This window comes from Halovenus rubra (assembly GCF_026586665.1).
Taxonomy (GTDB): domain Archaea; phylum Halobacteriota; class Halobacteria; order Halobacteriales; family Haloarculaceae; genus Halovenus; species Halovenus rubra.
Genome location: NZ_JAODIY010000016.1, coordinates 1 through 21,653, shown reverse-complemented (window position 1 = coordinate 21,653; position 21,653 = coordinate 1). Strand labels below are relative to the sequence as shown.

17 protein-coding genes are annotated in these 21,653 nt (G+C 55.7%); 12 read left to right on the top strand and 5 right to left on the bottom strand.

Annotated elements, in window-relative coordinates; genetic code table 11:
* The first annotated feature begins 30 nt into the window (after positions 1 to 30).
* The 10 genes from pabB (at position 31) to N5098_RS14250 (ending at position 12,758) form a co-directional block, all read left to right on the top strand.
* The gene (gene pabB / locus N5098_RS14295) at positions 31 to 1,506 is read left to right on the top strand and encodes an aminodeoxychorismate synthase, component I (RefSeq protein ID WP_267638561.1); all 1,476 of its coding nucleotides are present in this window, start codon (positions 31 to 33) and stop codon (positions 1,504 to 1,506) included.
* Positions 1,507 to 1,534: 28 nt separating this feature from the next.
* Positions 1,535 to 2,188 (top strand): anthranilate synthase component II, encoded by a 654-nt coding sequence (locus tag N5098_RS14290; RefSeq protein ID WP_267638560.1) that lies wholly within the window; start codon positions 1,535 to 1,537, stop codon positions 2,186 to 2,188.
* Complete coding sequence (locus N5098_RS14285) at positions 2,181 to 3,038, top strand: aminotransferase class IV (protein ID WP_267638559.1); 858 nt, start codon at positions 2,181 to 2,183, stop codon at positions 3,036 to 3,038. Before N5098_RS14290 ends, N5098_RS14285 begins: the two co-directional genes overlap by 8 nt.
* Positions 3,039 to 3,091: 53 nt before the next feature.
* Positions 3,092 to 5,095: a PGF-CTERM sorting domain-containing protein gene (locus tag N5098_RS14280; RefSeq protein WP_267638558.1), complete on the top strand. Its 2,004-nt coding sequence runs from the start codon at positions 3,092 to 3,094 to the stop codon at positions 5,093 to 5,095.
* Positions 5,096 to 5,142: 47 nt separating this feature from the next.
* Positions 5,143 to 5,925 carry an N-acyl homoserine lactonase family protein gene (locus N5098_RS14275; RefSeq protein ID WP_267638557.1) on the top strand — a complete coding sequence of 261 codons (783 nt, stop codon included), beginning with the start codon at positions 5,143 to 5,145 and terminating at the stop codon, positions 5,923 to 5,925.
* 356 nt (positions 5,926 to 6,281) lie between these two features.
* Positions 6,282 to 7,469: a thiamine ABC transporter substrate-binding protein gene (locus N5098_RS14270; protein WP_267638556.1), complete on the top strand. Its 1,188-nt coding sequence runs from the start codon at positions 6,282 to 6,284 to the stop codon at positions 7,467 to 7,469.
* Positions 7,470 to 7,485: 16 nt separating this feature from the next.
* The gene (locus tag N5098_RS14265) at positions 7,486 to 9,324 is read left to right on the top strand and encodes an ABC transporter permease (RefSeq protein WP_267638555.1); all 1,839 of its coding nucleotides are present in this window, start codon (positions 7,486 to 7,488) and stop codon (positions 9,322 to 9,324) included.
* Positions 9,305 to 10,366 (top strand): ABC transporter ATP-binding protein, encoded by a 1,062-nt coding sequence (locus tag N5098_RS14260; RefSeq protein WP_382231165.1) that lies wholly within the window; start codon positions 9,305 to 9,307, stop codon positions 10,364 to 10,366. The genes N5098_RS14265 and N5098_RS14260 overlap by 20 nt, the downstream gene beginning before the upstream one ends.
* A 138-nt stretch (positions 10,367 to 10,504) precedes the next feature.
* On the top strand, positions 10,505 to 11,920 hold the full coding sequence (locus N5098_RS14255; protein ID WP_267638552.1) for an ATP-binding protein: 1,416 nt from the start codon (positions 10,505 to 10,507) through the stop codon (positions 11,918 to 11,920).
* Between the two features lie 70 nt (positions 11,921 to 11,990).
* Positions 11,991 to 12,758 (top strand): class I SAM-dependent methyltransferase, encoded by a 768-nt coding sequence (locus N5098_RS14250; protein ID WP_267638551.1) that lies wholly within the window; start codon positions 11,991 to 11,993, stop codon positions 12,756 to 12,758.
* A gap of 44 nt (positions 12,759 to 12,802) precedes the next feature.
* Here N5098_RS14250 and N5098_RS14245 read toward each other — a convergent pair whose 3' ends face one another.
* Both N5098_RS14245 and N5098_RS14240 read right to left on the bottom strand, forming a co-directional pair.
* Positions 12,803 to 13,480, bottom strand: coding sequence for a cytochrome c biogenesis CcdA family protein (locus tag N5098_RS14245; protein ID WP_267638549.1), 678 nt, complete (start codon positions 13,478 to 13,480; stop codon positions 12,803 to 12,805).
* Positions 13,481 to 13,494: 14 nt separating this feature from the next.
* Positions 13,495 to 14,022 carry a TlpA family protein disulfide reductase gene (locus N5098_RS14240; protein ID WP_267638548.1) on the bottom strand — a complete coding sequence of 176 codons (528 nt, stop codon included), beginning with the start codon at positions 14,020 to 14,022 and terminating at the stop codon, positions 13,495 to 13,497.
* Positions 14,023 to 14,244: 222 nt separating this feature from the next.
* Here N5098_RS14240 and N5098_RS14235 point away from each other — a divergent pair, with 222 nt between their 5' ends.
* Complete coding sequence (locus N5098_RS14235; protein WP_267638547.1) at positions 14,245 to 14,433, top strand: hypothetical protein; 189 nt, start codon at positions 14,245 to 14,247, stop codon at positions 14,431 to 14,433.
* Between the two features lie 23 nt (positions 14,434 to 14,456).
* Here N5098_RS14235 and N5098_RS14230 read toward each other — a convergent pair whose 3' ends face one another.
* Both N5098_RS14230 and N5098_RS14225 read right to left on the bottom strand, forming a co-directional pair.
* Positions 14,457 to 15,908 (bottom strand): aldehyde dehydrogenase family protein, encoded by a 1,452-nt coding sequence (locus N5098_RS14230; RefSeq protein WP_267638546.1) that lies wholly within the window; start codon positions 15,906 to 15,908, stop codon positions 14,457 to 14,459.
* A 149-nt stretch (positions 15,909 to 16,057) separates the two neighbouring features.
* Positions 16,058 to 18,253, bottom strand: coding sequence for a 5'-nucleotidase C-terminal domain-containing protein (locus N5098_RS14225; RefSeq protein WP_267638545.1), 2,196 nt, complete (start codon positions 18,251 to 18,253; stop codon positions 16,058 to 16,060).
* A gap of 240 nt (positions 18,254 to 18,493) precedes the next feature.
* Between N5098_RS14225 and nreA the strand changes: the two genes are divergently transcribed.
* Positions 18,494 to 19,747, top strand: coding sequence for a DNA repair protein NreA (nreA, locus tag N5098_RS14220; RefSeq protein ID WP_267638544.1), 1,254 nt, complete (start codon positions 18,494 to 18,496; stop codon positions 19,745 to 19,747).
* A gap of 66 nt (positions 19,748 to 19,813) precedes the next feature.
* Here nreA and N5098_RS14210 read toward each other — a convergent pair whose 3' ends face one another.
* A complete protein-coding gene (locus tag N5098_RS14210; protein WP_368408029.1) occupies positions 19,814 to 21,448 on the bottom strand; it encodes a SufS family cysteine desulfurase in 1,635 nt (544 codons plus the stop codon).
* Positions 21,449 to 21,653: the final 205 nt, after the last annotated feature.

Genomic DNA, 21,653 nt, shown 5'->3' with positions numbered 1-21,653 from the left:
ACGGTTACTTCTCCTTGTCGTTGTGAGAATATGGAACCGACGGTCTGGACCGACCAAACTACGTTTCTCTCGGCCGCGAGCGACGTGCCGGCAGGTGCGCGCGTTCCTGTCGAGGTACGCGTCACGGTTTCTGACCCGTTCGATGCCTACCGCCGCGCACGGACATCAAAAGAAAGTGCGTATCTCGAAACCACCGGTGGTCAGTCCGGCTGGGGCTATTTTGGAGTCGACGCCACGACTGTCAGGACAGCTGGCCCCGAAGCGACTGATTCGCTTGAAACTCTTGAGTCGATACTTGCCGATGAAACGCTTGTCCGTGGAGACTGTGACGTTCCCTACCCCTGTGGAGTGATTGGCTGGCTCTCGTACGATATTGTCCGGGAGCTTGAAACGCTCCCTGAGAATACGAAACTGGACCGCAGACTGCCCCGACTCCAAGTCGCCACCTACGAGACAATGGCTGCGTGGGAAGAACCACACGACGGTAGCGTGACACTCCGTGTCACGTCCTGTCCGCGGGTCGAAACGCCTGCAGACGAGACAGCGTGCCAGACGGCCTACGAACGTGGCCGTGAGCAGGCACTGGATCTCGCTCGCCGAGCACTCGACGGGAATCCAGACGTTGAATCACCTTCGGTTGAAGCGACAACCGTCGAGTTCGAAAACGATTGTTCTAACTCGGAGTTTGCCGAACGCGTCCGTCGCGTCAGAGAGTATATCCGGGATGGAGACACGTTTCAGGCGAATATCTCCCAACGACTACACGCGCCAGCAACCGTCCATCCAGTCGCGGCATTCGACGCACTTCGCGAGGTGAATCCTGCCCCCTATTCAGGCCTGTTGGAGTTCTCCGGTGTCGACCTAGTAAGTGCAAGCCCGGAACTACTGCTTGAACGCGACGGTGACAGACTCGTGACCGAACCGATTGCGGGGACCCGTCCACGCGGTGAAAACGAGACAGAAGATGCGCAGTTAGAACAGGATTTGCTGACCGACGAAAAAGAGCGTGCAGAGCATGCGATGCTGGTTGACCTCGAACGGAACGACCTCGGGAAAGTCTGTGCGTTCGGGAGTGTCGACGTAACCGAATATCGGCGGGTCGACCGCTACTCCGAGGTGATGCATCTTGTTTCGCTTATTGAAGGGCAGCTTCGGCCGGAGTCAGTACTGAAAGATGCCATCGCTGCCGTCTTTCCCGGCGGGACTATCACTGGCGCGCCCAAACCACGGACAATGGAGATAATTGACGAACTCGAAGCAACTCGGCGTGGCCCATACACGGGGTCAATCGGCATCTTCGGGTTCGACGACCGGGCGACGCTGAACATCATCATTCGTACTCTCGCGCGGTGGGAAGACGAGTACTTCCTGCGTGTCGGGGCAGGTATCGTGCATGACTCGGTACCTGAACAGGAGTACGAAGAAACCCTCGACAAGGGACGAGCACTTGTGACAGCAATCGACCAGGCACTCGGAGAACAAGCAAGCATGTCGGTCAAGCAATGAGCGCCGAAATAGGGCCACGATACAACAGATGAAGGTACTCGTCATCGACAACTACGATTCGTTTGTCTACAATCTTGTTCAGTACGTCGGCGAGGTCACCAAGAGCAGTGGCGGCGAGGTTGTTGTCCGCCGTAACGACGCAGTTACGCTGTCGGATATTGACGCTCTTAATCCGGATGCAGTTGTCGTCTCACCTGGGCCGGGAACTCCTGAGGACGCTGGCGTCTCGCTCCCGCTGTTCCGGGAACGGGCCTACCCAACGCTGGGAGTCTGTCTGGGCCATCAGGCACTGTGTGCCGCCAATGGCGCGCCAGTTGGGCACGCCGAGTCTGTTGTCCACGGGAAACCGTCGACAATCATGCATGACGAACAGGGTATCTTTGCGACGCTTCGGTCAGAGTTCGATGTTGGCCGCTATCATTCGCTTGCAGTCGAGCGGTCATCTCTTCCTGACTGCCTCATCGAAACTGCACAAACAACCGACGAGGCAGGTGTCGTAATGGGCGTTCGACACGAGCACCAGCCCCACGTCGGCGTGCAGTTCCACCCTGAGAGTATTCTCACGGATGTTGGTCTGGCACTTATCCGGAACTTCCTCGCCCAGTACGTTCCTGAGGTAGCCGTCCAGACCGTTGCGAACCCGGATATCAAACCCACGCCCGAGAGTGAGCAGGATGGCTGACTACTATCACGTCGACGGCACTCTTGTCCCAGTTGAGGAGGCAACTGTCAGCGTCCGCGACCGCGGATTTATGTACGGCGATGCTGCGTTTGAGACCCTCCGGGTGTACGCTGGCCGGCCGTTTGCATGGAAACGGCATGCCGACCGGCTCAGGCGCACTTGCGAAACACTTGGGTTTGCCGATGCGTTGCCCGGGAGAGAAGACCTTCACGAGCGTATTGTCGAGACAGTTACGGCAAATGGCCTGACAGATGCATACACGAAACTCTCCGTGACACGGGGCGTTCAACCTGGAAAGTTAGCCCCCAACAGCTCCGTCGATCCGACGATTGTTGTGATGGTTTCGGAGCTTCCCCGTGGCGGCGTGGACGGCAAACCAGTCTGGAGCGAGCCGGCGACAGTGGAGACAGTCGAGACACGTCGGATTCCAGACAGCGCCGTGCCCGCGAACGCAAAGACACATAATTATCTGAACGGGATTCTTGCCCGTCGCGAGAGTGAGGGTGACGAGGCGCTGTTGTACTCGACAGACGGTTATGTGACGGAAGGAGCAACGAGTAACTGCTTTTTTGTCCGCGACGGAACGCTCTGTACACCGACGGCTGACCTCCCGCTGTTGCCAGGCGTTACCCGTGACGAAGTGCTCGATATCGCACGCCAAGAGGGGATTCCGGTAGAGACAGGGCGATACCAGCGTTCGGATATCACGTCAGCAACCGAGGTTTTTCTTACCAACTCAACGTGGGAGGTGCGGCCTGTCATTGCTCTCGATTCCCAGTCGTTTGAGGTTGGGCCACTGACCCAACGGCTACAGCGTGCCTACGACGAACGTATCGAGAGCCTGTACTGATCGCGAAGTCACAAGACAGATACGGACCGCCGTTTGACCGACTGGTAACAACCATGAGCGGCGATAGTTTCGCGTTCGGTCGGCGGCGGTTTTTGCAGGCAGCTGGTGCGAGTCTCGCTGGTATCGGTCTGTCAAGCAACGCAGGTGCATCAAAAGGCCGGCAGGCGACCGAAGCTCCTGCCGAAGATGAGTATGCAGATATTCTGGCGGCGATGGACGGAGATGGCTCCGAGGAAAACCCCTACATAATCACTGACATCGTCGAGTTACAGGCAATAAACGGCGACCTCTCGGCACAGTACGAACTCGGGAACGACATCGATGCGTCCGTCACAGCGGACTGGAACGACGGCGCAGGATTCGACCCACTCTTTCGCGAGGCGACCGATACAACAGAGACTGCAGCTGACGGCACCGAGAACTCGGGTGAAAGTGCAGACGAAGAAAGTGGCACGGAGACTAGCAGTGACAGTGACGATACCGAAGGGTCGGACGACCAAGAATCAGACGGGAGCGCGGCCACTTTCACCGGTGTATTACGAGGAAACGGCAACGAAATTGCAGGCTTAACAATAAACCGGCCCGACGAGCGAGGTGCCGGTCTATTCTTTATCAACAATGGCGTTGTCGCCGATGTCGTCATCACAGATGCCACAGTCGCCGGTAAAAGTGCGGGTATCGTCGCACAGTCGGGCAACGGTGGTATCGGTAAAGTTGTGGCTGACGGGACCGTTACCGGTGAGGAAGCTGTCGGCGGTATCGCTGGGACGACAGAAGGTATTGTGGCTGAGATCGAAGCGACAGTCGAGGTAACAGGAACAAACGCCGTGGGTGGCCTCGTGGGTACCTCAAATGGGAACGTTATCAACAGTACCGTCTCCGGAACTGTCGACGGAGATACTGACGTTGGTGGCGTGGTCGGTAAGTCGTATAATTACGTTGAGCGCTCTGAGACTGACGTTGCTGTTTCGGGGACAGTCCGCGTCGGCGGCCTCGTCGGTGATATGTCCGGCAGAGTCGCTGGGTGTACGGCTGACGGCACCGTTACAGGCGAGACAAATATCGGCGGAGTTGTCGGAGAATGTTGGGGGGAACTGTTTGGTACCGTCGCCAAAAACAGTGTCGAAGGTGAAGAAAGCGTCGGCGGCCTCATTGGTGAGAACCATGGGGAAGTCGGAGTCTGCTCGACGCACGGCGCTGTAACAGGCACCTCTCGGGTCGGCGGCCTTATCGGCTGGGCCGCGGCTGGGACCGTCGTAGCCGACTCATATACCGTTGTCTCAACGACCGGTGAGTCTGCAGTTGGTGCGCTTGTGGGTCTCCTTGGCTGGGAGTTCCTCGGTGACGAGGCGACAGCAGAACTCCGTCGTGGCTACTGGAACGTCGACGAAACTGACCACGATCCGGTCGGTCGCATCGAAGCCGGAGATGGTGACGTGACTGTCGAGTCGAAGACGATTACTGGCATTGAAAGCGATAAGTTCGTCGGCACGGCCGCTACTGAACACATGACAGCATTCAATTTCCAGGAGCACTGGCAGTCACGTTCAGACAAAGCACCGGTGCCCCACGTACAACTCCCAAACGTGTTCGATATTGCTGAAACATCGACAAGCCAGCTTTCGGTCGCTGCTGACGAAACGTTCGATATCGAAGTGACAGTCGAGAATACTGGAGAAGAGACGGCAACACAGAGGGTTTCGCTTCTAGTCAACGGCGACAGCTTCGAACATACCGAAACACAACTCAAACCGGGCGAGTCAACACAGGTTGTTTTCGAGGGACTGCCAGCCGCAGATATCCCTGTTGGGACACATTCGTTCACGGTCCAGACGGGAGAAAACAGTACTGAGGGAACAATTTCGGTCAAGAGCACGACACTTGGTGACGAAGACACACCCTCGGCTGACAACGAAACAGCGACATCGACTCCCGAGCCAGACAGTACAGATGATAACGGGCCGGGATTCGGTATCGGTGCCGCGCTCACCGGTGTTGGGACGGGTGCGTATCTGTTGTCTCACCGGCTTGGACGTGACACGTCGACGGACGACTAACCCTACTGACCGGTAGCCCTACCAGCCTGGCGTTCGGACTGTTATGTATGGAGTTACACCTGCTCGATAGAGGGACGATACAGGCAGACCTGAACTTCGCGCTTGACGCCGAGGTGGCAGCAACCAAGAGTAATCAGTCACCTGAACTCGCATACGAGGAGTATGCGGTCTGGAATCTTGTTATCGACCATCCGGAGGCGACGATTCTCTGGGATACTGGCTCCAATCCTGAGGCCGAATCCGCGTGGCCCGCGCCGCTGTTCGAAGCGTTCGCACACGTGGATGCTGACGAACGCGATCTCGAAACAGCACTTGGCGATGTTGGTTACAGTCGGAGTGATATTGACGCCGTCGTGCAGTCACACCTGCATCTTGACCACGCCGGCGGCCTGTATCACTTCGCTGGAACAGACGTGCCAGTGTACGTTCACAAGCGAGAAATCGAGCACGCATACCTCAGCGCGAAAACGAGCGCTGGTGACGACTCCTACCTCCCGAGTGATTTCGACCACGACCTGAACTGGCAGGTTGTCCATGGGGACCGTCAGCTGGTTCCGGGCGTCGAGCTCATCCATCTCCCCGGACATACGCCAGGAATACTCGGTGCACACATCCAGCGTGAGAACAAAGACGTACTGATTGCGGGAGACGAGGCGTTCCTCGCTGAGAACTACGAACAGGGCCGCGAAATGGGGACAAGCCTTGTCTATGACTCACAGGCCTGGGCTGAGAGTCGGCGCAAACTCAAAGACCGCGAGCGACGAACCGATGCGACGGTTATCTACGGCCACGACCCCGACCAGTTCAAAAAACTCCAAGGCACATTCTAAGACCGTCGCCAGCGGCGGGTGCTGTCGTATTCAGCCAGCCACAAGAAGAGATGCAGCCCTCGACTCGCTTATTGTGATAGCAGACATCGGTTGGAGGGAGTGCTGAAACGTCGATACAGCGACTGTAAAACACAATGCGTGGCTGGACAGTGAGAACTCGACAACCGTGACGGCGATAGTGAGCTAAAGTACTGTATGTCGGTCGCTGAAACCCGATACGCTGTAGGACTACGTCTATGATAAGTTGGCTGTCTACAAAAATATATATCGAATACAGGCAGTAGCGAGACACTCACATCTGTTGACGGATTCATGGACCACGCCCCTTATGTACCACTGGCAGTTATCACGCGGTAATGAGACGACGGAGAGTGCTTACAGCGCTGGGAACCGGTGCTGTCGCGGCTGTTGCGGGATGTATTGGTGATGGCGATGACTCAGAAGACGGTGGCGACAACGGAACGCCAGAGAGCAGTGAGACTGCTACCCCTGAGGCGACACCAGAAGACAACGAAACGGCGACGCCGGAGGGCACCGATGAGGAGACCGAAGACAGCGGGTCGACAACTGACGGCGAGGCTCCGACGCTGACAATTGGAACGTACAGTGCGTTCCTCGATGCGCCTTCGATTAGTCCAGGTGGGTGGCTAAAAGAGCAGTTCGAGTCGGAGTACGACGCCACAATCGAGTGGGAGGCCCCGGAAAACGAAATTAATCACTATATCGAACGCCAGAGTCAAGGCGTCAGTATCGATGCAGACCTGTATGTGGGGATAAATACCGATGAGCTCGTCCGAATCGACGAGAAACTCGACGATTCGCTGTTCATCGAGGCCGGCGAGATTCCCGGTTCTGACAACATCCGTGACGGGCTCAGCTTCGACCCGAGTGGTCGAGCACTCCCATTCGACACGGGCTATGTGAGTCCGGTCTATGACAGCACGCAGATGGAGGCTCCGGAAACCTTCGAGGGGCTGCTCGACGAGAAGTACAAGGGGTCGCTCATCGCACAGAATCCGGGAACTTCGACGACCGGCCGAGCGTTCTTGTTGCACACAATCGATCACTTTGGGGAAGATAGCTACCTTGATTTCTGGTCTGACTTGCAGGATAATGGCGTCCAGATACTCGGGTCGTGGAGTGATGCGTACACCGCCTGGGAGGAGGGCGAAGCACCGATGGTTGTCTCCTACTCCACAGACCAAGTGTTTGCTGAGCAGGCTGGAGACGACCTCGCAAAACACCAGATTCAATTCCTCAACGACGAAGGGTACGCCAATCCAGAAGGCATGACAATCTTCAACGGGGCTGACGACCCGGGCTTGGCACGAGAGTTCATGTCGTTCGTGCTTCAGCCAGATATACAGGGCGAAATTGCCAAGCAAAACGTGGCTTTCCCGGCAACTGATGATGCCACACTGCCCGACGGGTACAACAAACTCGCCAAAGAACCATCGAATCCAGTGACACTCAGCTACGAACAGCTACAAGGCTCACTCGAGGACTGGATTGAGGCCTGGGAACGCCAGTTCATCAGTAACTGAGTGAGGAGCCGTCGCGATGGATTCAGACGAACACAACGGGGCCGACGAGCGCACACAGCAGAGACAGCGCCTCCGTTCGGCCGGGGCACATCTCCGCGATACCGTCGACCGCTGGGCGTTCACAGCGTTTGGCCTCGGGACGCTTGTGCTCTTAATTGTCGTTTTTTATTATCCTGTCGCGACGGTGTTTATCGAGGCTGTGGTCGTCGACGGACAGGCGACTCTGAGTGTCTTTGTCGAAATTTTGCAGGACCCATTTTATTTTGGTGAACTCGCCCGGCTGTTTAGCGGCGAGTCCCCGTTGGCAGTTGCCAGTGACTTACTCTCGTCGGACCGTCGGCTGGGTATTGTCGGCTTCACCGCCTATCAGGCGTTTCTCTCGACCGTTGTGAGTGTCGTTCTGGGTGTGCCTGCCGCGTATCTCCTCGCACGATACGAGTTTCCTGGCCGCCGAACCCTTCGTTCGCTGACCATCCTCCCCTTTGTTCTCCCCTCGATTATGGTCGGCGTGGGATTTGTCGCAACGTTTGGCGAGAGCGGGCCGCTCAACAGCGCTCTTAGCGCGATTGGGCTCCCGACACTCGATTTTATGTTCACTCTCAAAGCGATCGTAATCGCCCACGCGTTCTACAACGCACCGCTCGTCGCCCGAATTACGACTGCTGCCTGGGAATCTGTTGACGCGAGTGCAGTCGAAACAGCGCGGAGTCTCGGTGCAAGCCCATTTCGTGCGTTCCGCGATGTCGTTGCCCCACAGCTATACCCCGCAGTGTTGATGGGCGCAGCGCTGACATTTGTGTTTACCTTTGGCACCTTCCCCATTGTTCTCGCACTCGGTGGGTTCAAATTTGCGACTGTTGAAGTGTTCGTCTACCGACTCGTTCAAGACCTTGATTACGCTGAGGCGGCCGGGCTTGCGATTATCGAGCTCGCTATCTCACTGTCGATACTCTATGCCTACCTCCGCTATGAGGCACGACAGTCAATGGATTCTCGTGGTGCTCAGCCACTCTCGCGAAAACCGCTCCGCCCACCGTCGTTGTCAGCGCGCTCTCTACTGCCACGCGCTGGACTGGCAGTGTACGCGCTGGTTGCGTTCGTTGTGTTCGTTCTCCCACTTGTCAGCATGATTGTGGCGAGTTTCACCGATGCTGGTGGCTTCACTTTTTCGAACTATCAGTTCCTGCTTGAACGGCAGGCAGAGGGCGCGGCGTTCCAAGTTCAACCCTGGCCCGCTGTCAGAAACTCGCTGCTTTTTGGCCTCGGCTCGCTCGCGGTTGCGCTGCCTGTTGGCGTCGTCGTTGCCGTGCTAACGACCCGCGACTTCCGAGGACGGAAAGTAGTCGATGCTGCCGCAATGGCACCACTTTCTGTCTCAGGCGTCATCGTCGGGATCGGTGTGCTCCGGGGGCTGGTCTTCGGCGTTGAGCTTGGCGAGACACGCATCGCTGTCGGCGGCGCGCTTGCCATCGTCGCAGCCCATGCAGTTGCTGGCTATCCGTTCGTCGTTCGAACTGTTGCGCCAGGGCTTGAAAACCTCGATGAACAGCTTGTCGAGTCAGCACGGGCACTGGGAGCATCACGTACCCGCGCGTTGCTCGATATCGAGTTGCCACTTGTCTGGCCGGGTGTGGTCGCCGGCGCAGCGTTTGCCTTCGCCATCTCTATTGGCGAGTTCTCCTCGACGGTTATCCTCGCTACCGGAACCGACCAGTTCACCATGCCAATTGCAATCGAACGGTTCATCGGCCGTCGGCTCGGACCAGCAACCGCAATGGGTGTTGTCTTACTGTTGGTCACCAGCGCCAGTTTCGTTGTCATCGATCGTCTCGGAGGTGAACACCGTGGCCTCTGAGCCAATTGTTTCGTTCGAAGGAATTACCAAGCAGTACGCCACAGCAACTGCTGTCGAAGAGCTTACCTTTTCTGTTCAAGAAGGTGAATTTTTCACACTTGTCGGTCCCTCAGGGTGTGGAAAGACAACGACACTCCGGTTGCTAGGCGGCTTCGAATCCCCAAGCGAGGGGGTTGTACGCCTTCATGGTGAGGACGTGTCGGGCGCTCCACCTGAGTCAAGAGATATTGGTGTCGTCTTCCAAAACTATGCACTGTTTCCCCACATGACGGTGGCCGAAAACGTCGCCTACGGACTCAAATTCCAAGAGCCACCGGGCAATGTGAGTAAGTCTGAACGTGTCACCGAACTGCTCAGCCTCGTGGGGCTTGACGGATTCGAGGAGCGCGACCCGACGGCTCTTTCAGGCGGACAGCGACAGCGCGTGGCGATTGCACGAGCACTGGCCCCCGGTCCTGACCTACTTTTGCTTGACGAGCCAATGAGCGCACTCGATGCCCGCCTTCGTGAACGCCTGCGCGTCGAAATACAGGCACTTCAAGAAGAACTGGGTATCACCACAGTTTATGTAACCCACGACCAGGAGGAAGCACTTGCCGTCTCTGATAGAGTTGCAGTAATGCAGGACGGACAGGTCGAACAGGTCGGGACGCCTCGTGCGGTCTACCACGAACCGGCGACTCGCTTCGTTGCCGAGTTCATCGGTGATAACAACGTATTCTCAGGAACTGTCACAGACACGGCAGGTGATACGCTTACCGTTGATCTCGAAACGACCGACGTGACCGTAGAAACATCCCGAGACATCTCGCCCAGAGATGACGTTGTTTTCTGTGTCCGTCCAGAGCAGTTCTCTCTTGAAAGCGGGGTAAACCAACTGGCAACAACCGTCCAGAGCAGTGAGTTCCTTGGCTGGACAACTCGGCTTCACCTCGACTGGCACGAGCAAGAACTCCTCGTCCGCGCCGACACCGAACTGGACGAAACCGTCACAGTCAGCTTTGACCCGACCGACGCTCATTTAGTTACTGGTGGGCACTAGGCTACAATCGGAACGACTAGTACAGGAGTCTGTACGTTGAACTGAAGATATTTTTGAGGATAACGACATTTAATCACAATTTCAATAAAAATAACACGACCACCAATAATATATACAACCACAATCATATGTTAACAAGTGTCTAAGTTGATCGAAGTTCTCTGTATCGACGGAGACACGCAGATATTGACAGAGATACGGAAAAATCTGGAAGAAGACAAAGAGCAGTTTAACATCCGGACCGTAACAAGTACCGCCAAAGCCTGGGACGTTCTTGGAACGGCATCTGTCAACTGTCTCGTCTCCGAATATGGGCTGTCTGATAACGGTAGATTTGGCTTTGTTCGAGAACTGCGTGGTGAGGGCGTCGAGGTGCCATATCTTTTCTTTACTGATACCGCGCTCAACGAGATTGTGGGTGATGCGTTCTCAGCTGGGGTAACCGACTGTGTTCGGAAGGGAACGACACAACAGTACACGATACTGGCAAACCGTATCGAAACCGTCGTCGCAGAGTACAGGGCACAGAAGCGTTACGATGATGAAAAACATCGTCGAAAGCAGATGCTCGACCGGTTGTTCGATGGGTATGTCAGACTCAACGAAGAGTTGGAGTTTATAGCGGTCAACGAGAGCGCAGCGTCGTTTATCGGCTTATCACGCGAAGAGATACTAGGTGAGCAGTACGATAAAGATTTGATGCAGTCTGGAAACACGACGTTCTATGATGCCTATCGGGAAGGGCTTGCTACAGGAGAGAGACAAGTTATTGAGGGACGCTCAGGACTCAAGCAAAATACATGGGTGCAGGCACGTATCTATCCAACTGACGACGGTCTCTCAGTATATTTTCGTGATATTACCGAACAAAAAGACCACGAGAGCAAGCTCAAAGAGAAAAACGAACGGCTTGAACAGTTTGCACGCATCGTCTCTCATGACCTGCGGAATCCACTCAACGTAGCCCAGTTGCGTCTCGAACTGGCGATGGACGATAGTGACAACCCCCATCTCGAAGATATCAAAGACGCACACGACCGGATAGAGTCTATTGTCGAGGAGACGTTGATACTTACTAAACAAGACGAACAGATTGGAGAACGAGAGTCAGTTGACCTCAACCAAGCAGTCGAAGGGTGGTGGAACAGTGTTGCAACAGAGAACACAGAGTTGGTCGTTAACGACCCCCCAACCGTACAGACATCACCAGAACGTCTCCGGCACGTCTTCGAGAACCTGTTTAAAAACGCCGACACTCATGCCGGCAAGAATACTGTTATTGAGGTTGGGTCACTCGATGATGGGTTCTATATCGCTGACAACGGCCCTGGGATACCCGACGATCTGAAAGACGAACTCTTCGATTTTGGCGTCACAGGCGCGAAAGGTGGGACGGGTTACGGTCTCGCGATAGTAAAAGAAATCATCGATGCCCACGGCTGGAATATTAATATCGAACGGCACCCAACGGACACACCCCACACTGTTGATGACGCCGATTATACACTCACTGGTGCCTGTTTTTGCGTGACGGGTGTAGATATAGTCAGTTAGCTCAAAAATCCGAGAGGTTTGTTGACACATCGAAGCAAAATTTAATTCTTCTCTTGTCGTGTCGTGTAATATGACACACTGGACCGAGGAGATGTTCGTCGAGCATGCGTCTGTTTTTGAGCGGACGATGCACAGTCGCGTCGAAGAAGCAAACGAGGAGGTCGAGGAGTTACTCGACGTGCTAACTGAACATGATATTCAACCCGAGACAGCGCTCGATGTCGCCTGTGGCATCGGCAGACACACCGTCGAGTTCGCCACACGAGGGCTTACTGTCCGTGGCATTGATATTTCTACGCCATACGTTGAGTCGGCTCGCGAGCGTGCCGAAAAAAACGGTGTGGCCGACAGTGTGACTGTCGAAGTCGGAGACATGCGGGAGCTGGATTCCTTAGAGGGTACGTATGATCTCGTGACGAACATGTGGACGGCGTTTGGCTACTTCGATGAAGAAACCAACGAGGCGGTGGCCGCAGGGTTTCGTAACTGCGTTGCTGAGGACGGGGCGCTCGTGATGGAACTCTCGAACAAGGAGTTCGTTCTCGGGAACTACAGCGAGTCGAGTGCCGGATTTGATGAGGACATTCTCTCTGTCGAACGGAACGAGTACTGCCCGACGACGGGCCGCATGGAGACGAAATTCGCTCTCTTCGAACAAGACGGGGATGGGTACGAGTTTCTCGGTGAGGTCAAATGGGACCTGCGTGTGTACGCACCGGCGGAACTCCGACAACTTCTTGAGCGGGCAGGGTTCGGCGATGTCCATCTCTACGGTGGTGTCGATGGCACCCAGCTAAAGCGTGACTCCAACAGGCTGATGGTCATTGCAGAACCCTAATCCCGTACTCGAAATCAATAACCAGCGTGTGGGTGGGGCCATTGCTAGAACGGAATTGTTTCTGCTGGTTCGACGCTGTAGGCAATAGCCAACTGGGCAAGACCGGCAAGGACGAGCACAATACCCGCAACTTTCGTCATGACCGCAGTGCGTGCGACCGCGGTATCAAGTAGGGCCTGTCGACCGACTGCTGTTATCACCGTCGCAGCGAGCATGAGCGATGCAAACCCAGCCGCATACGCTCCAAGCACAATAGCGGTTCCCACGGCGGCGAACTCAAAGGAAAGAACACTAACAGAGAGAAATAACGGGAGAACACAGGCTGTCGAAGCAAGGGCATACATTGCGCCAAAGATACCGAACCCGAGCACGCTGGCGCGTCGTTTGGGAAGGGGGACCGTCAGCGAGAGTGCCCCCTTCCTGAATACAAGAATGCCGAGGCCGACAAGTAAGACTGCAACGAGATACTCGAAAACCGGAATCGCCTGTTCGAGCAGTTCGCCAGCAGCGAACGCGATGACAGAAAGGAAAGCAAACGCCACAACAGCACCGAGACTTGCTGCACCACCGCGGGCAAATGCGCCCGATAGCGGCGGTGAGTCGCTGTCGACAGATGCCACATAGTAGCCAATGTATCCCGGTAAAAGTGCGAAGACACACGGCGAAAAAAAGGCTGTGACGCCGACGCCAAACGCAAAGCCTGCCTGTGCTGTGACTGACATTGGTTTCGATGGGGCTACTTAGCGTCCTCGATATGATTGAGGATTGCCTCGGCGTCGCTGTAGCCTAATTCTGTCGACGTCACGCGGTTGTTGGCGTCGATAACGGCAGAGTATGGGACACCCGAGGCATCGAGCGCCTGTGTCAATGCAAGGTCTTCGTCGTAGGCGACCGGCCAATTCCCGTCGTGCTCGCGCCACCACTCTGCCACATCTGCCGGCTGGACCGTTTGTCCGATGGCCTCGTTCGTGACTGAGATGAACTGTACGGTGTCGGCGACGTTTCGTGCCGCCTCGTTTAGCGGGTCCATTTTGGCCTTGCAGGTGCTACACCACGTTGCAAACATCGTCACGTATGTGACCCGACCCGACTCAGGCACAACTGCTGTGTCGGCGGTACTTCCGGGCGCGTCGATCTGTGGGAGTTCGACCGATTCGACACGCTCTTCGTTCCCGGACAAGCCCAAATCCCCAAACGCAAAGGCTGCGCCCGCACCAAACACACCGAGCGAGCCGAGTCCGGCAAGTGCTTCACGACGGCGCATACTGTCTCACTAGCTTTCTTTTGGTTCGTGCGTAATTAAATCTGCTTCGTTCGTATTATGAGACTGAGAATCAGGTGACACGACGAGCGTTCAGTCGGGCAACGAATTACACGTACCCGTGTTATCGGTCAGCCCACCGTCACACACCACACTACTGTCAAATGGCTTGTTGCTGGATGAAATCAGGCCCTTCATACTGCTTGAGTCGAAGCGTCGAGTACAATGGAGACACCCACATTCGACCGACTTGACGGGCTTTCTCTGGGTGCGACGATACTGCTTCTCGTCTTTGCTTATGTCGTCTACCCTGACCCACTTGTCAAGTTCACTGCGTGGTTGATTATCCTGACCATCTACATGACGTGGTTTTGCTATTTTGGCGTCAAGTGGCTCTACGACGTCTATCTGTGAGAGTACACCAGACGCCGTGAGCCTTACTGGAGGTTCACGTTAACGTTTTTGACTCGTGTGTACTCTTCGATGGCGTATTTGCCCTGCTCGCGACCGGTACCGCTTTCTTTGACACCACCAAACGGTGTCTGTGGGAACGTATTTGGCGTCTCGTTGACGTTGACCATCCCGTATTCAAGATCACGTGCGAACTCGTGAGCGCGAGATAGGCTGTCCGTCCAGACACACGCCATCAGTCCGTACGGCGAGTCGTTTGCGACTTCGAGCGCCTCCGCTTCGTCGCTAACCTCGATAACCGACAGAACCGGCCCGAAAATCTCCTCGCGGGCGATTGTCATGTCGTTGGTCACGTCAGTGAACACCGTTGGCTCGACAAAGTAGCCTTCATCCTTGTCGTTGGGGACGCCGCCACCAGTTGCAACGGTTGCCCCTTCATTTTTGCCGGTCTCGATGTATTCTAAGACCTCCTTGCGCTGAGAATCACTGACCATCGGTCCCATCTGTGCACTGTCTGTGATGCCGTCACCGAGTGGAATCGATTCGGCATGGTCGACAACCATGTCAACAAGGTCATCGTGAATGTCCTCATGGACGACAAGCCGTGACCCGGCCCAGCACATCTGTCCACAGTTCATAAAGATACCGTAGCGGACACCTTGTGCAGCGGCTTCGAGGTCAGCATCCGGGAAGACTACCTGTGGTCCTTTGCCACCCAATTCGAGTGTGACGTTTGTAACCTGCTCGCCGGCTGTGGCCCCGATATTCGTTCCGATTTCAGTGCTCCCAGTGAAGGTGAGATGGTCGACACCCTCGTGTTCAGCGAGCGCGTTTCCGGCGACACTCCCTCGCCCGGGCAGAACGTTTATGACGCCGTCAGGAAGACCCGCTTTCTCGGCCGCCTTCGCGTAGTAGAGAGCCGAGAGTGGCGTCTGGCTAGAGGGTTTGATGACGAGGCTGTTCCCGCAGGCAAGCGCCGGTGCGATGGAGCGACCCGCGAGCTGGAAGGGGTAGTTCCATGGCACAATGTGGCCTGTCACGCCGACAGGTTCGCGGAGGGTGTAATCGAGTCGATTTCCTTCGACAGGAATCTGGCTTCCCTCAACTTTGTCAGCCCAACCAGCGTAGTAGCGGAACGTGTCGACGACCATCCCATGTTCGAGTTTTGCCTCGAACTGGGTCTTGCCGTTGTCGCGGGCTTCTGCGAGCGTAATCTCGTCACGCCAGGATTCGAGCGCGTCGGTAAAATCGTGCAGGATAGATGCGCGCTCTGACGGTGCCATTGTCCGCCACTCGCTGCCGGGTGTAACCGCATCCTGGGCGGCCTGTACCGCCACATCTACGTCCGTTTCGTCCGCTGCAGCCACCGACGCATACACATCCTCTGTCGCCGGGTCAACCGAGTCAATTTGTTCGGCCTCTTGCTCGCTTGTCCACTCGCCGTCGATGTACAGGTCAGTCGGACCGTCGTAGCTCATACGTGCTGACTGACGTGGCCCAGTACTGTATAGGTCTAGCAAACCGGGCGCCAGTACTTGTCAGAACAAGACGAGCAATCCCGAATTGGTTGTTACCTGTAAACACGACACAATCCCGGCTGTTTTTTCGGTATTGTGTCAGCGACACGCTACGCTTGTCGGCGTGTACCGACCAGAGCAAGACTGACAACTGCGCCGACTGCAATCAGGAGCGTAAATCCTGGCCCATCCGAATCGGAACTATCAGCGTTGGCATTTTCGAGTTCGTCTATCCGGTCTTCTTTCTCGCTGAGCGTAGACTTGAGCCCCGAAATTTCGTCGTTCTTTTCGTCAATTTTTGCTTGGGCCTCGTCAAGTTCTGCCTTGGTATCCGACAGTTCGCTTTGCGTGTCCTCAAGTTCGGTGTTGACTGTCTCGAGTTCATCTTTTAGACGGACTGCTTGTGAGACCATCGCATCAGCGTTGAGCCGGGACATATTGAATCCATTACGTTGGCTGTCAATCTCAGAGTCAGTGTATGTTCCGTACAGCTGGACTGTGTCACTCTGCTCGGAAAGCGAAATAAGTGATCTCTGATTGACAGACAACCGGAGGCTGTCCCCATCAAACTCGACAGCGTCGACCGCGAGCTGTCCCGTCGTCTCGTTCATGAGCGTGAGCGACTGCTCTTCGATTGAGTCGACGGCTGCGGGCACGTCGTATTCGAGTGTTGCAGTCTCACCGTCAAGCGAAATTGTTGGCTCACCGAACGCTCGGGTCGTTCGCCGAATACGATCTTCTTGTGGTGGTGTGACCGTTCCTTGCTCCTCTATGTAGTTGACCGCCGCAGTGCCATACAGTGTCAGGTCGTTATTCACCGTCTCCAGTTCCGAGAGCATTGGACCGCCAGCCATGTACGAGTTGACCGTCACCTCGTAGGATTTGTCCATCTCGATTGGTTCACCGTGAACATGGACATCTTTTATTTTTTGTGGGGGGTCTGGTCGGTCGACAACTTCGTAGGTGAGCCCGGCGACCTGCAGTTCGGGCTGGACACCAAAATCAGAGTCGAACGGTGCTGCCGTTCGAGAGAGGTACTCCACAATCTCGCTCCCGGACATCTTCTTTGTCACAAGTGTGTTGCCAAATGGCAACGAGGTGTAGATGTCGTCATAAGTGAGTTCGCCCGCTTCAAGCATGAAGTTACCCCGGATACCGCCCGCGTTTGTCATCGCGACATCAGCACCGGTCTGTGCGAGGAACGCATCTCCAATAATTCGTCCCCAACCAGTGTCATCGGCATAGTTTCCAAACGTGGAGTCTAGCGGTTCCGTCGTTTCGCCAGCGACTGTCGTAAGCCCTTCTGTCCGACCTGCCTGAACCGCTTGGTCGGCCGATTCGTTCATCGACCAATCCCCTTCTTCGAGATTGTAGAGACGGCCACCGTTGAATCCGACCTGTTCGTCAGTAACACTGAGCGAGAGTTCACCGAGATGGGTCGCTTCGCCGCCCGCTTCGATGATGACTGTCCCAGAGGTGACTGCCGGTTCGTGAAGTACCTCGTCGTCACCGGTGACAATCACATCGATATTGTCCGTGTTGTTCGCAATCTCTTTTGACTCAGGGACGCCAGTGTGTGTGAGCGCAACGACGACATCGACGTTCTCCTCTTTTTCGAGTGTGGTGGCAACCTCACTGCCAGCCTGTGACCAGTCCGTAACCTCATATCCTTGTTCCGCAAAGTCGACCGCTGTTTTCGGATCAATCGCGTCATCGACGAGTCCGAGAATGCCGATTTTGACGCCATCACGCTCGACAGTCGTGTAATCTTGTGTGCCTGGAATGTTGCTTCCATCTTCAGCTTGGATGTTTGCAACGAGCCACGGGAAGTTAGATGCCTCAGTGAAGTTCTTGACCGGTTCGAAGCCATAGTCGAGGTCGTGGTTTCCAATGACCTCGGCGGCCGGGTTCAAGACGTTCATCACGTCGATGGGAACCTGCCACTCAGACACTGCCGAGAGCGAACTCGGGCTGACTTCGTCGCCGCCACCAACGACGATAGTGGGGTTATCGGTCGCCGCCTTCCGGTCGTTGATTGCACCGACGAGGCGTGCCATCGACTCGTTGTCAGCCATTGCCGTCTGGATATCGTTGTACTGGAGAATGGTGAGGTTCGTTCCGGTATCAACGCCGACAGAGCTGTTCACCTCCGAGATACTATCGTGAGTGGGGGCTGTCCCATCAGCGACGACAGCACCGGACGCGGTAATAAAAAGAAACGTGACTGCCAGTGCCACCGCAGCAGTCAGAACGAGCCATGTTTGTGTTCTGTTGTTCGACTTCGACAATTGGTACGGTACCCACATTACATTCGTTAGCTAATCGAGGGGCTACATATCAGTTAATATCGGAGTATATATATGTCGAAATATGGCATACAGTAATCTCTTTACTAGTCGGATAACTCTATTTAGAGATATGTTTGCAGTAGAGCCATCGCGTTACGCGTGTCGACGACAGATTGGCCGACCTACTTCTGCAAACGACAGAGCAGTTCGGTCACTGGACAGTAGATTCATACGGGTGACCCACCAACGCCAGTCTGGATGCGTCTGGAGGAGTTCATCGACGAGTTCGAGCGTGACGAGTCCGCCCAGCGCCGCCGCCTCGCCCAACAAAAGTCCTACGAGATTACCGACCATCTTGATGACGTAGAACGGCAGTTTGAGCAGGTCGTACAGGGAGACTCACTCTACGGGTCGACTGCGCCGGAAATCTTTGTTGGACGGTCGAGTTACCCCAACGTATCAACCGGTCTGCTCTCTCCAATGGACCGTGAGGCCGACGCGACAGCGTACGCGACCAGCGGTGACTGGTACCAGCAAGGGTTGGGTATCAATGATATACTTCAGCGCCGGACAGGCCTGCTTAACTCGACGCGCTCGGCGCAGGTAAACGTCGAGGACGTATGGGATGGCTTTGTTGGAGTCCAACGCGAGGTCGCTATCGCCGACCAGCCCGTCGACGTGGAGGTGGGTCTCGACGGTTCACCCGAGCTTGACCTATCGCTGGACGACATCGCCACACCGACTGGCCCACGAGCGCGTGCGACAGACGCGACGCTCGCCGAGAACCCATCGGTCCCACGGCCTGTCGAGAAGACGCTCGAAGACGACGATTGGGCCGCTGAAGGGGCAATGACATACCTCTACCGGCGCGGGTTCGATGTCTACGACATCAACAATATTCTCTCTGCCGGTGCGCTTGGTCAGGGACAGAACCGCCGTCTCGTCCCGACGCGATGGTCGATTACCGCTGTCGACGATACCATCGGACAGTACCTCCGGGGTTCGATCCGGAACGCTCGTAGCGTCGGCGAAGTACAGGTCTACTACAACGAGTACGTCGGTAATGAGTACTGGGTGATTCTCGCGCCGGGCAACTGGGAGTACGAGCTGGTGGAGTTGAAAGCCCCCGGGAGTATCTGGAACCCCAACCCCGACGGCGACTACTACCTAGCTGCCGATGCCGAGAGCTACGACGGTCGGACAGGCTACGTCGAGGAAACTGCCGGCGCATATCACGCCTCCCGACTCGCGGTGCTCGAACAACTCGAAGAGATGGACCGACAGGCAACCTGTCTGGTCATCCGTCACGCCAGCGACGCCTACTGGGCACCGGTCGGTGTCTGGCAAATTCGTGAAGGTATCAGACATGCCTTCGAGGCCGACCCCGCGACAGCTGAGACGTTTCACGACGCAGTCCGGACACTGGCCCCTCAACTGCCAGTTTCGCTGTCGACGCTTCGTCGCAAGTCAAATTTGGTTGCCGGTATCCAGTCACAGTTACGAGATTTCTAGGTACTCTTTTAGGAAAGCGACGCCCGTGGTGAGAATGCATACATCGTCTGGGCAAAGACGACCTGCTCAGTCGTCCGCTGTTGTTTCTGTTCGCCTATCAAGAAAGTCACCGATACCCTCTTGAATCACGTCTTCGGGACCGACAACACAGTCATGGCGTAGGTCGGGGAACTGGTCGTCAAGCAAACGCTGAATAATGTCGTCCTGTTTGACAACGGTGTCAAGCCGTTTACCTTCGAGATGTGTCGCCAGAATACTCGAGACAGCCCGGCTGACCGCACAGCTTTGAGTTTCAAATGATAGGTCCGCAATTCGGCCGTCGGGTGTTACCTGAACTGCAAACTCTGCTTCGTCGCCACAGGTCATCTCTTGGTGCGAGATGGTAAACGTCGCCTCCTCGACGAGACCACTATTGTATGGTTCGTGGTGGTGCTTGGCGATACTGTCATGATAGCGGTCAGATGCTAGATAGTCGGGAAGGGTATCTCTGAGACCATCAAGCGTATCAAGTAGTGTGTCAATCTCAGCGGTTGTGTTGTAAACGTAAAACGACGCACGAACCGAACCGGGGATGTCAAGCGTGTCGTGGAGGGGCTGTGTACAGTGGTCGCCGGCTCGGACAGCAATCCCCTGTGCGTTCAAAAGCGAGGATACATCGTGGCCGTGAATCCCGTCGACGTTGAACGAGACGAGACCAGTTCGTTCCGTTCCTGATGATGGCCCGTAGGTTTCGATATACTCCCGCGTTTCAAGCGCGTCCAACGCGTACTGGGCCAACTCGTTTTCGTGGCGTCGGACAGTGTCCATCCCGATATCTTCGAGGTAATCGATAGCCTCACCGAGCGCGATGCCTTCAGCAATCGGTGGGGTTCCAGCCTCGAATTTCCATGGCAGGTCGTTCCAGGTCGCGTTTTGAAGTGAGACATGGTCAATCATCTCGCCACCATAGAGGAATGGGTCCATCTCCTCAAGCAGGTGTTTTTTGCCGTAGAGTCCACCGATTCCAGTCGGGCCAGCCATCTTGTGTCCAGAAAAAGTAAAAAAGTCCACATCTAGTGACTCAACATCAACGGGCCGGGTTGGTGCCGACTGCGCCCCATCAGCGAGAATGTATGCATCGTTGTCGTGAGCTAACGCTGCTAGCTCTGTGATGGGATTGATGGTACCGAGGACATTCGAGACATGTGCGACGACAACAATCGCTGTCTGCTCGTCGATTATCTGGTCGGCGTGGTCCATATCGAGGTGGCCGTCGTCAGTCACCTCGATGTACCGGATATCTGCGCCAGTCTTCTCGGCAATCTGTTGCCACGTGACAAGCGTAGCGTGGTGCTCCATCTCCGTTGTGACGATGACATCGTCGGGACCGAGTTCTTTCAGGCCAAGGCCATAGGCGACGAGATTGATGCTTTCGGTCGTGTTCTTGGTGAAGACCATCTCGGTGCGGCCGCCACTGGCCCCGAGAAACGCGGCTGCCTTGTCGTGTGCTTTCTCGTAGGCGACTGATGCTTCGTGGCTCAGGTCGTGGATGCCGCGGTGGATATTTGCGTTGTACTGGCTGTAAAAATCCTCGTAAACCCCGTACACCTGTTTTGGTGTCTGTGTCGTCGCAGCGTTATCGAGATATGTCAGCTGTGAGCCGTTGACGCGCCGGTCTAATACTGGGAAGTCATCCCGTATGTCAGAATCTTCACGGTCCATCTATACTGGAACGTTTAATCCCGAATATATGAAGATTGTGGACAATCAACACACAGGTACTGCAGTGGACATAACGACGAGGGAGCCGAATAGGTGGCATAGTGACATCCTCCGCGCCGTGAACGGCGCGGCTTCCCGGCATGGGAATACCAGCTAAGTTTCGCTGTTGCTGGCAGAGGGTTCCGACCCGTGGAAGGCCGAGAGG